Origin of the sequence: Pseudomonas sp. NPDC089534 (assembly GCF_044749305.1) — a bacterium.
GTDB lineage: Bacteria > Pseudomonadota > Gammaproteobacteria > Pseudomonadales > Pseudomonadaceae > Aquipseudomonas > Aquipseudomonas ekonensis.
The window spans coordinates 1-13,308 of the sequence record NZ_JBIVHR010000071.1 but is presented as its reverse complement, the minus strand read 5'-3'; the positions used below and the strand labels follow the sequence as shown (position 1 = coordinate 13,308).

Sequence of the window (13,308 nt, the reverse complement as noted above, 5' to 3'; positions counted from 1 at the left end):
TATGACCCACGCTGAAAAGGATAAGAGCATGTTCAAACTCGCAGGACTCACTCTCGCCGCGCTGACCCTGAGCGCGGCCGCCCACGCCGATGTCGACCTGAAGCTGGGCAGCACCGAACGCGTCACCCGCCTCTTCGCCTACCCCAACAACTGCAGCGTGATCTGCTTCCGCAACTGGACGCTGGAACAGACCGTGTCGCACTACCTGAGCCAAAGCGTGCAGCGCGACGGGTACGCTAATGCCAAGGTGCTGGTGAAGAACGACAACGATCAGCTCTACGCCGAGATCAGCGGCGTGCCGCAGGGCTACGACAAGCCGCTGTCCGCGCTGCTGGACGCCGGCGACCTGGCCTACACCGGCGCCAGCAAGCTCAACGCCGACGGCAAGTGGGCGTACAGCTGGTACCTGTTCCTGCCGCTGGGCATGGCCCTGGAAAACCGCAAGAGCGTCGAGCTGCTGCACTTCCCGCCGGACTATTCGCTGACCCAGGCCCAGGACTACCTGCGCTCCAACACCACCGACCGCTGGGCCGCGCTGCTGACCGACAACGGCATCCCCGCCGACCAGACCCCGGCCTACCAGACCATCGTCGACATCGCGCCGATCGCCGCGCCCGCCAGCGCCGGCAAGGATCTGGAAGGCGTCTACGACTACTTCAAGGACTACCAGACCACCATGGTCAAGCAGGTCAGCGTCAGCGCCGGCGGCGCCGCGTTGCCGATGGTGGCCTTCGGCGCACCGGTGCGTAACTGGATCAAGCAGCAGTACGGCCAGACCGTGAACGTGCTGGGCCTGGCGACCATCAGCCCGAGCGACGGCGTGAAAGTGCCGGTGCTGGGCTCCAACCACCCGAGCTACATCTGGTACGCGGCGGATCCGGAGACCTACACCGGCGACGACGCCCAGGCCAAGGCCGACGCGGCCGGCCTGAAGGTGATGGGCCAGGACCTGAGCGCCGCCTGCTGGCAGGCCGGCATGGGCAGCAAACCGGGCAGCGATCCGAAGGCCCTGCTGAACAGTTGCACGCAGACCTGGCAGGTCACGCAGAAAGCCAAGACCTGCGAGCTGTTCTATACCTCGATCCGCAACCTCACCCCGGAACAGGCAGCGGCCAAGTGCGCCACCGCGCCGATCAAGACGCAGCTCAAGCAACTGAAGGAACCGCTGCCGGCCGCCGCCCAGCCGGATCCGCACGCGTAACGCCCTCGCCATGTCCCTCCTGGCGTCAGCCTTGGCTGACGCCAGGAAACGCCTATCTCGCCTGTCAGATCTGACAGTAGACCCGTAAGGTCACTCAAGAGAACATTGGATCCAAATGATGGAACAGTTCCGACAGGACGTCGGTTTTGAGGAAATCACCACGACCATCGACAGGGACGGTTATGAACAGTTGCGTCGTTCAGCGTCACCCGCCACGCGACACGGAAGGCATCTATCCGTTCGCGGGGCTACCGGTTCGCCTCGGCTTCCCCTCCCGAAGCGACTTCGAGATCGTCCACGATCCGCGGGGCGTGCCCACGGCCGTCGTGGCGCGCAGGGAATTCCTGCGCATCAGCCGAATGTGCCGGGTCTCCGGGCAGTTGCTGCCCTACCGCTGCCGGCAGACCCGACAGTTGCTGCCCGGCCTCCATCTCTATGACCCGCGGTTCTGTGCCCTGATCGGGCACGCCTGCGACCCGAACGTGTTCCTGGACATGAGCGAACTGTGGCTGTGGGCCCTGCGGGACATCGCGCCAGGCGAGCGGCTCACGGTCGATCTGGCCGCCACCGAAAGCAAGCTGCTGCATCAGTTCGCCTGCAACTGCGGCGCCCCGCGCTGCCGCGGCTGGATCACCGGTCACGATGAAAGCCCCGACAGCGAGGGCCTGCGGTTTTTCGAGACCTGGCGACGTCCGGGCCTGCGCTGAACCGCCGGTTACGGCGCGCCGACCGGACGCAGGCGGTACTGCGGCGGCAATTGCTCGAAGCCGCTGATGGTGGTGTTCAGGCTCTTCCAGCGACCGTCCTTGATGCCGTAGATGCAACCGTGCACCGACAGGCTCTGGCCGCGGTGCCAGGCGTTCTGCACGATGCTGGTGTGGGCGACGTTGGCCACCTGCTGGATCACGTTGAGTTCGCACAGGCGGTCGACCTGCTCTTCCTCGGTCGCCAGCTTGGCGATCTCGTCGCGCTTCTCGTAGTACAGGTCGCGGATCGAACGCAGCCAGCCGTCGATCAGGCCGAACTGGCGGTCCTGCATCGAGGCCCGCACACCGCCGCAGCCGTAGTGGCCGGTCACCAGGATGTGCTTGACCTTGAGCACGTCCACCGCGTACTGGATCACCGACAGGCAGTTGAGGTCGGTGTGCAGCACCACGTTGGCGACGTTGCGGTGAACGAACAGATCGCCCGGCAGCATGCCGACGATCTCGTTGGCCGGCACCCGTGCGTCGGAGCAGCCGATCCACAGATACTCCGGCGTCTGCTGGCGGGCCAGCTTGGCGAAGAAATCCGGGTCTTCCTTGGTGATCGCGTCAGCCCAACGCTCGTTGTTATCAATCAGGTCTTGTAAGTCGTGCATGCTGTAAGGCCTCAAGAAAGATGCGTTGGTGTGACAGACGGCCGCCCGTCGGGGTCACGGATCGGCGGCAAGTGTTTTCGCCGGAATTTCTCGTGCGTCCTGTGAGTCCATCCAGATAAGGCCCACAGCATAGTACGAGGAATTGCCATGAACGACCCACGACGCCCCTTTGGCGCGGCGCAGCCGGCGCCGATCGATGATAATCAGGACCGCATGGGGTCGGTGCACGAGCTGGACTTCGACGACGAACGGCCGGACGCGAAGATCGGCGACGAACGGCTGCCCCGGGAAAGCGAACGTCCGGAGCCCCGCCGGCGGCTGCGCGAAACGGCCATGGCCGACGACGACCCTCAATCCACCGACGACGACCTGAGCCCGCAGACCCTGATCCGCGAAGACGGCGCCAGGGATGCCCATGAGGCCGGCGAAGACAATCCGGCGGACTGGGACTTGAGCATCGTCGACGGCCAGGACATCGGCGCCGGCGACGGGCTGGATGAGGCGGAACTGGCGCGGCGCGATCCGCTGGACGGCAAGCGCTGAGACCGGGAAACAGACTTATGCCGGGGGCGCGTGCCTGTGGCGAGGGAGCTTGCTCCCGCCGGGCCGCAAAGCGGCCACGTCCCACTCAGTCAGGCAACGGCGGCTTCGCCCCCGAGCGGGAGCAAGCGCCCTCGCCACAGAGGATCAGTCGACCAGCGTGCAGACCATCACCACGGCATCCTCGCGCCCGCCCACCGCCGGGTAGTAGTCCCGGCGCCGTCCGACCTCGTTGAAGCCGTAGCGCTCGTACAGGCGGAAGGCTGCGGTGTTGCTGTCGCGCACCTCCAGGAAACATTCGCGCGCCTCGGCCGCATAGGCGCGGGACATCAGGTGCTCCAGCAGTTTGAGCCCCAGGCCGCGGCCCTGGTTCTCGGGCTTGACCGTGATGTTCAGCAGGTGCGCCTCGTCCAGGATGATCTGGACAACGCCGTGACCGACTTGCTGCTGGCCTTCGAACATCAGCCAGATCTGGTACTTGCCCAACCCGTCGAGAAAGATCCCGCGGGTCCACGGATGGCTGTACGCCGCGTATTCGACCTTCAGCACAGCGTCCAGGTCCGCCTCGGTCATCGGGCGGAACGATACAGCGTCACTCATTCGATTCTTTCCAGCGCGCCATCAGCCGGCGCATGGCTTGCCACACGGCGCCCTTGCGCTGCGGCTCTTCCATCAACAATTCCAGGCCCGGCAACGCCCAGGCCGAGCCGAGCCCTTCGATCTGCAGCTCGCGGTTGAACGCCTCGGCATCCGCCTCGCCGGCAAACCGCACCGCCGGCAGGCCGACCAGCCATACGCACGCGCAAGGCGCCTCTTCCATGCGCACCGACAGGAAGCCCTGGACGAAATCCCGGGCCGCCTCCGGCCCCTGATCCATCGAGCTGCGCACCAGCAGCGGCCAGCGCACCGGCTCGCCGACGATCTGCGGGGCGTCCGGCAGGCCGGCGGCGCGCAGCATGTCCTTGAGCAGCAGGTAGGCCGGATCCCGGGACTGGAACGGCTCGCCGGTGGGCAGCTCGACCAGCAGGAAGCAGCGGCCGGCCCGCAGCAGCTGCAGGGCGAAACGCGGCGGCGGCACCGGCGCCGGGCGCACGACCGGCGGCGCCTCTTCGGCGTCCTCCACCGGTTTGGCGGCGGCACGGCCGGCGGCCGGCGTCGGGCGCGGCACCTCGATCTTCACCCGCTCGGCCGGGCGCGCGGCCGGTTGCGCCGGGGCTTGTGCCGCCGCGGCCGGCAGCACCGGCGCCACGGCCTCGGGCTCGGGTTCCGGCGTCTCCAGCAACTCGGGCCGCGACGGCGCGGCAAAGGGCAGTTCGGTGCGCGGCAGCCAACTGACCACCTGCATGGCGTTCAGATAGGCGCGGCGGCGGGACTCGATTAGCAAGGGTCGGCCACTTGTGGATAACTTGAAGTGCGCTGATTCTACCGCCGTTCGCTCAAGATCGCTTGCTGTTGATCGATAGCCTTGACCGACACCCTTTGACCCAAAGAATGCGACAGCCCGTCCCGAGAGTGAATCGCATCGTCCCCGATGCAGTACAATCGCGGCTTTTATCCGCCAACCAGCCGGCCATTCCGATGATCGAACCCAAGCGCGTCTTGCGCGCCCTCGCTGAACACTGGGCACTTCTGGAGCCACTGTGCGAGCACTTCGACCAAGGCACCCTGAGCCTCAACGAACTGCGCACGCAACTGGCCGCCCAGCAACTGGAAAGCACGCCGCAGGACATCACCCACCTGCTCGACGTGTGGATCCGCCTCGACATTCTGGTGCCCGTGGCCAAAAGCCCGAACCGTTTCGAGCTCAACGCGCAGATCCACGACTTCCTCGCCTACCTGCGCCGCGAACACCGCCTGGGCCTGTGCCTGGAGATCGAAGCCTACCTGCGTCACCTCGAACGCCTGGCCGGCTACATCCAGGACGCCTTCGAGATCCGCGACGGCAACGACCTCGCACGCCAGTTGCGCCTGCTCGACATGCGCGTGCGCGACGTCCTGAAGAAGCTCGACAACGACGAACAGGCCCTGGTGGCCGTGGCCGAACGGGCCAAGACCAGCGACCGGCAGATCCCGCTGCGCCAGCGCTACGCCGAAGTGCTGGCGACCTGGGACGAGTACGTCGAGCCGATGATCGACCTGGTCAACGCCGACGGCGCCTTCGAACAGGGCGTGCGCAAGGTCGAGACCGTGCTGCTCAAGATGCTCAGCGAACAGCAGCGCCTGGGCCACCTGGTCGACGACGACATGCTGCTGCGCACCCACGCGCGCATCCTCGAGATGCAGACCAGCGCCCAGCTCACCCTGCGCCACGCCCGGGAACTGCTGCTGCCGCTGCGCGAAGAGGCCCGCCGGCACAACGCCGTGACCCGCGGCGCCGCCCTCGCCCTGGCGGCGATCCGGCGCAAGGGCCTCGACGCGGTGCCGCAGGCGGCGATGCCGCTGTTCACCCGTCCGCAGAGCACGTTCCTGGGCAGCGCCAGCCAGGTCGAGGCCTACGTGTATGCCCTCGCCCGCTTCGAGCCGAAACCGGCGCGCTTCCCCAAGGCCCACAAGACCGCCAAGGGCGGCGATGCCCCGCGGGCGCCGCGCACCGTGCGCGAAATGGTCGACCGCTGCGAAGACGCCCTGCCGATGCCGGACCTGATGAACTGGCTGCTGGAGCAGGAGCCGGACGGCGCCACCGACGAACTGCTCTACTGGTTCTCGCGCCTGTCGCGGGAGAAACGCTTCAAGCGCGAGCGTCTGGAACGCCGCGAATACCACACTCACGAGCACCGGGTCAGCCTGCGCTCCTTCGCCCTGCTCTCGGCCCGCGACCCCGCCGCCGAGGATGCTGCGAGCCCCCTCTCTGCAGGTACTTCTCATGCATCTTGATCTATCCGAACTGTCCCAACTCGCGCCGATCTTCCGCGAGCTGTTCAAGGGCTACCACGTCAGCCGCCGCGATCCCGAGCTGTACGCGCAACTGTCGAACTTCCAGGACCAGTACCGCACGCTGTTCAAGGCGCTGGGCTTCGAGCTGGTCTGCGACACCCGCGGCTTCTACTACTTCGTGCCGGACATGGCCGCCGCCGCGGTGAACAAGACCGCACAGCGCCTGGCGCTGTTCACCTTCATCCTCGTCGAGCACCTGGCCGACCAGGGCCGCGACCCGATCGCCGTGCTCGACGGCGGCAGCCTCGGCCGCGAGGAACTGCCGTCGCTGCTGGAAAAGTACCGCGACCTGTTCATCCAGGCCGAAGTGCAGACCCAGGACGAACTCGAAGAGAAGATCATGCGCCGCATGACCCAGCTCGGCTTCGCCAGCGAAGAGAACGGCGTGTACCGCTTCCTGCCGCCGATGCACCGGTTCCTCGACGTGTGCCTGTCGGTGCAGCAGGACCGCGACCTGGCGGCCAGCGTCCACAGCGTCCTGCCGCTGCCGGCGCCGGTGCTGATCGACGCCGCGGCCGAAGCGAAGTTTCTGGCCACCGACGACCCGCTTGACCTGTCCGAATTCGAGGACGAAAGCGAAGAAGACGCACTGGCCCGGGCCATTGCCGAAGAACAGGAGTATGGCGAATGAGCCAGGAACGCTACGGCATCCGCCGCTTTGCCCTTTTGAACACCGCCGGCTACAGCCTGGGCCTGTTCCCGCTGGAAGAGCCGCTGTCGGTCTACGGCGCGAACAACCTCGGCAAGTCCGCCTCGATCAACGCCCTGCAGTTCCCGATCCTGGCGCGCATGTCGGACATGAGCTTCGGCAAGTACAGCCTGGAGCAGTCGCGGCGCTTCTACTTCGCCTCGGACACCAGCTACATCCTCGTCGAGGTCAACCTGCCCCACGGCCCGCATGTGATCGGCGTGGCCGGCCGCGGTCCGGGCGGCGGCTTCGGCCACCAGTTCTTCGCCTACGCCGGCAAGCTCGACCTGGCCCACTACCAGAAAGACGACACCTGCCTGCGCCAGAAGGAGCTGTTCAGCAACCTTGAGCGCGAAGGCCTGAAAGCCTACGAGCTCAAGCCCGACGAACTGCGCCGCCTGCTGGTCGGCGGCCACACGTCGATCCCGCTCGACCTGACCCTGATCCCGCTGCGCTCCACCAACGAGCAAAGCCTGAAGACCTTCCGCGCCCTGTTCATCAACCTGCTGCACATGCGCGAAATCACCGCTGCCAAGCTCAAGCAACTGTTCCTCGATGCGTTCGAGCACAGCCTGCGCTCCGGCAGCGTCGACTACATCGCCGCCTGCGAAGAAGCCTTCCGCGACGTGCGCCGCATGGAACAGGACTACAACTCGCTGGTGGCCGCCGGCCCGCTGGTCGAAGCCCTGGCCAACGGCGTCAAGCAGCGCGACGTGCTGCGCGGCAAGCTGCATCGCCTGTCGCCGCTGCTGGACTCGCTGCTCGGCACCTGGTCGGACTACGCCAACGCCCGCAAGGAAGAGCTGACGATCCAGGCCGAACACTACCGCCGCGAGCAGGACGACCTGCAGAACGACCAGCGCGGCGGCACCCAGGAACTGATGCGCCTGGAGCGGGAAATCACCGGCATCCAGCGCTGGCTGGGCGAGCTGTCGGTGCTCAAGCACCGCTTTGCCCTGGTCGACGACGTCAAGGTGCTGGAGCAGCAACTGCTGGCCGCCAAGGACGCCCACGACGAACTGGCCGGCGCCCTGGCGCAGTCCCGTCAGTTCAGCGCCGAGGACCTGGAAGAGCGCCTGCGCGATCTGGAGAAACGCCTGAAGTCGGTGAAGCAGCAACTCGACCACGCCGACAACAACAGCTACGCCCGCCTGCGCGAAGAGTTCTCCCAGCAGGACGTCGAACGCCTGATGCGCCTGTTCAACAGCGCGCTGTTCAGCCTGCCGCTGGGCGAACACGGCATCGCGCTGGACGACGCCGGCGAGTGGGTCAAGTCCGTGGAACTGATCCTCGACGGCTTCAAGGGCGAGCGCTTCGAAGTGCCGGGCCTGTCCATCGACATCTCGCACATCGAGCCGCCGGCCCTTCAGGCCCTGGCCGACCGCGCCGCGCTGCGCGACCAGAAGGAGCGCCTGGAAAAAGAGCTCAAGCAACTCAAGACCCAGCAGGCCGTGGCCGCTGACCGCGCCGCGAGCAAGACCCAGACCGAAGCGCTGTACCAGCAGGTGCTGGACGCGCAGAAGGCGCTGGAAGACTTCCGCCGCACCCAGACCCTGAGCGCCGAGGAAGGCGACAAGCTCGAGCAACTGGCGCAGATGGAAGCCGCCCAGGACGAACTCAAGCGCTCCAGCGATGCGTTCACCGAACGCGTCCAGCAGCTGTCGGCCAAGCTGCAGCTGGTCGGCCGGCAGATCGCCGACATGGAAGCCAAGCAGCGCACCCTCGACGACGCCCTGCGCCGCCGTCAGTTGCTGCCGGCGGACCTGCCGTTCGGCACGCCGTTCATGGATCCGGTCGACGACTCGATGGACAACCTGCTGCCGCTGCTCAACGACTACCAGGACAGCTGGCAGGGCCTGCTGCGCTGCGACGGCCAGATCGAAGCGCTGTACGCCCAGGTGCGCCTCAAGGGCGTGGCCAAGTTCGACAGCGAAGACGACATGGAGCGCCGCCTGCAACTGCTGATCAACGCCTACGCGCACCGCACCGACGAAGCCCTCACCCTGGGCAAGGCGCGGCGCGCGGCGGTCACCGACATCGCCCGTACCCTGCGCAACATCCGCAGCGACTACGACAGCCTCGAACACCAGTTGGCGCTGTTCAACCGCGAGATCAACAAACGCCAGGTGTCCAACCTGCAAAGCTTCCGCATCGTGCTGGCGCCGAACAAGGAGGCGCTCAAGCACATCGACCAGATCATCCACAGCGCCGGCCAGTACGAGGAAGGCGAGACCCTGTCGGTGTTCGACCTGAGCCAGAGCGCCGAGCAGGACAACAAGAACGAAGAGGCCAAGGAATACCTGGCGCGGCTGGTGGCGGCCAACCACAACCAGCTGGGCCTCAAGGACCTGTTCGAGCTGGCGTTCGAGATCACCAAGGTCAACGGCCAGCCGGTGATCCACACCGACATCGACGGCGCGGCGTCCAACGGCACCACCATGACCATCAAGGCGCTGACCAACATGTACCTGTTGCTGCACTTGATGGACCGCGACCTGGCCGGCCGCGTGCGCCTGCCGTACTACCTCGACGAGGCGGCGGACATCGACGAGAAGAACCAGGCCGCGCTGCTGGAGACCAGCCTGCAGCTGGGCTTCGTGCCGATCCTGGCGAGCGTGAAGCCGCAGGTCTGCGCCAGTGTCGCCATCGACCTGGAAGGCGGCAGCGGCCCGGCAGGCATCTACATCGACGAGGCGGACTGGAAGTACATCCGCCGCCACGATGCGGTGAAGGCCACCGTCAACGCGCAAGCCGACGAGCCGGAGTTGGACGCGGTCTGATCCGCGTAGGCTGAAGGCAAAACAAAGGGCCGCGATCCAATGGATCGCGGCCCTTTTTCTTGGCTGGGGATTTTCAGCGCCGGCGCTTGCGCACAGGTCACTTGCCGAGCGGAATCTTCGGCGCCCAGGTCAGCCACTCGTCCTCGAACTTGTCGAACAGCGGGAACGTCTGTTCCGCACGGGCCGGGTTGCCCATCCGCTCGCCGTCCGGCGTGGCGAAGGCGATGCCGCCCTGGATCAGGGTCTCCAGCGACTCGGTGCGCACCGTCACGCCCTTGAACAGACCGTAATCGAAGCCCAGGCCGCTGGTGTTCCAGAACCGCGTGCCGCTGCGCACCAGCGGCGCGTACTTCGGCTCGATCAGGATGTGCACCAGAACCCGGTCTGCGGTCTGCCCCAGTTCATAGCCGGTGACTTTGCCCACGGTGATTTCGCGGTAGGTCACCGGGACGCCAGGCTTGAGCGAGCCTCGGCGGGCGGCGCTCAACACCAGGCTCAACCCCGGTTCCTGCTTCGCCGCTTCCGGCGGCCCGGCCAGCGCCACGAAGTTTTTCTGCGGCCCGAGGCTCTTCGCCGCCGGCTGCACTTCCAGGTACTGCCCGGTGACCAGGGTCTCCAGGTTGGAGGTCTTGATCAGCCCGAGCTCCGGCTTGACCACCCAGAACTGGCTGCCGACCCGGGCGATGCGCTCCGGCACCTCGGTGATGCGGGCGGTCAGGATCACCGACTGCAAGTCGTCCGTCAGGTCGACGCTTTCGACCTTGCCGACATCCAGCCCCTTGAAGCGGATCGGCGTGCCGCTGCGCAAACCGTCGGCGCGGTCGACCTTGATCGTCACCACCTCGCCTTTCTGGTTCGCCTCGTCATGGTTGGCGAACAGGCGGAAGCGCGGAATGCGCTTCTGCAGCGGTGCCTTGGCCTGCGGCGTCTCGAACGCGATGCCCCCGGCCATCAGGCTTTGCAGCGACTCGCTCTTGACCTCGATCCCGCTGGTCAGGCCGCCCGTCAGCGTGACGCCGCTGGCGTTCCAGAAACGGGTGGAGGCGTTGACCAGGTTTTCGTATTCCTTCTCGATGTGCACGCCGATGACCAATTGCTTCTTGGTCTTGGAGAACTGGTAGCTCTGCACCGAACCGACCTTGACCTGCTTGTAGAGCACCGGGCTGCCGACCTCCAGCGAGCCCAGGTTGTCGGTGAACAGCACCAGATGCAGGCCAGGCGCCCGCAGGTCGAGCGGCGGCGCCTTCGGCCGGGCCTCGAACTCACGCTGCGGGGCGGCCCCCTTGTCGCCTGGGCGCACAGCGATGTAGTTGCCTTTGACCAAGGCTTCCAGGCCGGTGATGCCGGCCAGGGAAATCGACGGCTTGACCACCCAGAACTGAGTGCCGGCCACCAGATAGTCTTCGGCCAGCGGGTCGAGGGTCAGCTCGGCGGTGGCGGTGGACAGGTCCGGATCGATCTTCAGTGCCTTGAGGTTGCCGACCTGGATGCCCTTGTACATCACCGGCGTGCGGCCGGCCTGCAATCCTTCGTAGTCGCTGAGCTTGACCTTCACCCGGATCCCGGCGGCGGCGGCGTCGAAATCCTCATAGAGACGGAACGGCAGGCTCGGATCGGTGGGCGGGCTGTCCTTGCGGTTCTCCGGGGTGGCGAACGCGATACCGCCGGCGACGATGCTGGCCAGGGATTCGCTGCGTACCTTCACGCCGGACAGGTTGGCGTCGATGCTGATGCCGCTGGCGTTCCAGAACCGCGTGTGCTTGCGCACCAGTTTGGCGTAGGCCGGTTCGATGAACACCTTGAGCTCGACGGTGTTCTGGTCTTCGGACAGCAGGTAGCTTTTGATCTGGCCGACCTTGATCTGCTTGTAGAACACAGGGCTGCCGCGATCCAGCGAACCGAGCCGATCCGCCTTGATGGTCAGGTGCAGGCCCGGCTGCGAATCGGACAGCGGCGGCTCCTCGGCCAGGGCCTTGAACTTGCGGGTCGGCTCCCCCTCGCCCGGGCTGATGGCCACGTAGTTGCCGGACACCAGGGTTTCCAGGCCGGTGATGCCGGCCAGGCTCACGCTCGGCTTGACCAGCCAGAAACGCGTGCTGGTCTTGAGGTACTGGCCGACGTCCTTGTTCATCTCGATCGTGGCGATCACGCCTTTGGAATTGCCTTCGTCATCGAGCTTGAGGGCCTTCACCTTGCCGACCGTCATGCCCTTGTAAAACACTTCCGTCTTGTTGGCCTGAATGCCCTCGCCGCTTTCGAAGCGCACCTGAATCTCGATGCCGGTCTCGTTGTACGCACGCCAGCCGAGCCAGCCGCCGATGATCAGGGCGATCAGGGGCAGTACCCAAATGGCGGACCAGTTCGAGGCCGGTCGGGTTTTCGCTACAGGCAAATCAGTCATGGTCGGCATCCGACTCCGTGTTGTCCCAAATCAGTCGGGGATCGAAAGTGACAGCGGCGAGCATCGTCAGGATCACCACACTGGCGAAGGCGACGGCGCCGAGATTGGCTTCGACGCTGGCAAGCCGGCCGAAGTTGACGACCGCCACCAGAATGGCGATCACGAAAATGTCGAGCATCGACCAGCGGCCGATGAACTCGATGAAGCGGTACATCCAGATCCGTTGACGCGCGGACAGCGGCTGGTGCCGCTGCACCGAAAACAGCAGCAGCGCGATGCCCACCAGCTTGAACGTCGGCACCAGGATGCTGGCGATGAACACCACCGCCGCAATCGGGATCATCCCGTGCTGCACCAGTTGGATCACGCCGGACATGATGGTGGCAGGCTCTCCCTGCCCCAACGCGCTGACGGTCATGATCGGCAGCACGTTGGCCGGGATGTAGATGATCGCGGCCGTGATCAGCAACGCCCAGGTACGCGCCAGGCTGTTCGGACGCCGGGCGTGGACCAGCGCTCCGCAGCGCGTGCAGGTCTGCTCGTCGGTGCCGGCCTCTTGCCTGTTCAGTTCGTGACATTCGGCGCAGATCAGAATGCCCGCATCAATCGCCCGCATGGGCATCCTCTCCTGATAACGCCTGCCAGATTTGATGCGGTGACATCACCACTTCCAGCCAGACCTGAACCAACAGCAAACCGATGAAGCACATCAGGCCCAGGCCGATGGTGATGGCGGCCATGTCCGCCAACTTGACGATCGCCACCAGCACGCCCATGAGGTACACCTCGAGCATTCCCCAATCCCGCATGTGGTGATAGATGCGATAGAGCAACAGGCCATAGCTGCGCCCGACGTTGAAGCGGATCGTCAGCAACACCATCAATTGGCAGAGTAGCTTGAGCAGGGGAATCGCCATGCTGCACAGGAACACGACGATCGAGACGCCGCGCATGTCGGTGTCGAAGAGACCGACGACACCGCTCCAGACCGTGTCCTGCGACGATTGTCCGAGTACATTGAGCTGCATGATGGGCAGAAAGTTCGCCGGCACATAAAGCAGCAGCGCCGCCACGACCAGGGCAAGGCTGCGTTGCACCACGTTGTGGCGATGGGCGTACAGCTCGTAGCCGCAGCGGGGGCAAAGGGCTTTCTCGCCATGGGCAAGTTTCGGCTTGCGCATCAGCAAGTCGCACTCATGGCAGGCCACCAAGTCATCCAGCGGTAAATCTGACAGCCCGGGGGCGCCAACCGAATCAGACATAAGGGCACTGGCTCCGAAAAAGAGGGGTCTATTCTAGTGTTCTTATTCGAAAATAACTGTGCAAATTTGTTCTGCGTACGCTAACAAAACTTTCCTGCGGGCAAAACAAAACCCCAACCGCTTTCGCAGTTGGGGTTCCGGA

At 65.5% G+C, this 13,308-nt stretch carries 12 protein-coding genes; 6 read left to right on the top strand and 6 right to left on the bottom strand.

The features are described from left to right. The first annotated feature begins 28 nt into the window (after window positions 1-28). Complete coding sequence (locus ACIP0B_RS20140; protein WP_400835393.1) at window positions 29-1,201, top strand: hypothetical protein; 1,173 nt, start codon at window positions 29-31, stop codon at window positions 1,199-1,201. Between the two features lie 182 nt (window positions 1,202-1,383). Next, window positions 1,384-1,908 (top strand): lysine methyltransferase, encoded by a 525-nt coding sequence (locus ACIP0B_RS20135; protein ID WP_400835391.1) that lies wholly within the window; start codon window positions 1,384-1,386, stop codon window positions 1,906-1,908. An 8-nt stretch (window positions 1,909-1,916) separates the two neighbouring features. Here the strand turns inward: ACIP0B_RS20135 and can are convergent, their stop codons facing one another. Continuing rightward, window positions 1,917-2,561, bottom strand: coding sequence for a carbonate dehydratase (can, locus tag ACIP0B_RS20130; protein WP_400835389.1), 645 nt, complete (start codon window positions 2,559-2,561; stop codon window positions 1,917-1,919). A 147-nt stretch (window positions 2,562-2,708) separates the two neighbouring features. Between can and ACIP0B_RS20125 the strand changes: the two genes are divergently transcribed. Next, on the top strand, window positions 2,709-3,104 hold the full coding sequence (locus tag ACIP0B_RS20125; RefSeq protein WP_400835387.1) for a serine kinase/phosphatase: 396 nt from the start codon (window positions 2,709-2,711) through the stop codon (window positions 3,102-3,104). Window positions 3,105-3,248: 144 nt separating this feature from the next. Here ACIP0B_RS20125 and rimI read toward each other — a convergent pair whose 3' ends face one another. Both rimI and ACIP0B_RS20115 read right to left on the bottom strand, forming a co-directional pair. Next, window positions 3,249-3,701, bottom strand: coding sequence for a ribosomal protein S18-alanine N-acetyltransferase (rimI, locus tag ACIP0B_RS20120; RefSeq protein WP_400835385.1), 453 nt, complete (start codon window positions 3,699-3,701; stop codon window positions 3,249-3,251). Next, window positions 3,694-4,446 (bottom strand): energy transducer TonB, encoded by a 753-nt coding sequence (locus tag ACIP0B_RS20115; protein WP_400835419.1) that lies wholly within the window; start codon window positions 4,444-4,446, stop codon window positions 3,694-3,696. The genes rimI and ACIP0B_RS20115 overlap by 8 nt, the downstream gene beginning before the upstream one ends. Window positions 4,447-4,679: 233 nt before the next feature. On the opposite strand from ACIP0B_RS20115, the gene mksB reads away from it, so the two are divergent. Genes mksB through mksF form a run of 3 tightly spaced genes read left to right on the top strand, consistent with a single transcriptional unit; the run spans window position 4,680 to window position 9,503 of the window. After that, a complete protein-coding gene (gene mksB / locus ACIP0B_RS20110; protein ID WP_400835383.1) occupies window positions 4,680-5,975 on the top strand; it encodes an Mks condensin complex protein MksB in 1,296 nt (431 codons plus the stop codon). Next, window positions 5,965-6,666 carry an Mks condensin complex protein MksE gene (gene mksE / locus ACIP0B_RS20105; RefSeq protein WP_085584659.1) on the top strand — a complete coding sequence of 234 codons (702 nt, stop codon included), beginning with the start codon at window positions 5,965-5,967 and terminating at the stop codon, window positions 6,664-6,666. The genes mksB and mksE overlap by 11 nt, the downstream gene beginning before the upstream one ends. Further along, window positions 6,663-9,503, top strand: a complete 2,841-nt coding sequence (gene mksF, locus ACIP0B_RS20100) for an Mks condensin complex protein MksF (RefSeq protein ID WP_400835381.1) — start codon at window positions 6,663-6,665, stop codon at window positions 9,501-9,503. The genes mksE and mksF overlap by 4 nt, the downstream gene beginning before the upstream one ends. 97 nt (window positions 9,504-9,600) lie before the next feature. On the opposite strand, the gene ACIP0B_RS20095 is transcribed toward mksF, so the two are convergent. Genes ACIP0B_RS20095 through ACIP0B_RS20085 form a run of 3 tightly spaced genes read right to left on the bottom strand, consistent with a single transcriptional unit; the run spans window position 9,601 to window position 13,166 of the window. Next, window positions 9,601-11,904 (bottom strand): intermembrane transport protein PqiB, encoded by a 2,304-nt coding sequence (locus ACIP0B_RS20095; protein WP_400835379.1) that lies wholly within the window; start codon window positions 11,902-11,904, stop codon window positions 9,601-9,603. Beyond that, window positions 11,897-12,520, bottom strand: coding sequence for a paraquat-inducible protein A (locus ACIP0B_RS20090; RefSeq protein ID WP_217890581.1), 624 nt, complete (start codon window positions 12,518-12,520; stop codon window positions 11,897-11,899). The genes ACIP0B_RS20095 and ACIP0B_RS20090 overlap by 8 nt, the downstream gene beginning before the upstream one ends. Further along, window positions 12,507-13,166 carry a paraquat-inducible protein A gene (locus tag ACIP0B_RS20085; RefSeq protein WP_400835377.1) on the bottom strand — a complete coding sequence of 220 codons (660 nt, stop codon included), beginning with the start codon at window positions 13,164-13,166 and terminating at the stop codon, window positions 12,507-12,509. The genes ACIP0B_RS20090 and ACIP0B_RS20085 overlap by 14 nt, the downstream gene beginning before the upstream one ends. Between the last annotated feature and the right edge of the window lie 142 nt (window positions 13,167-13,308).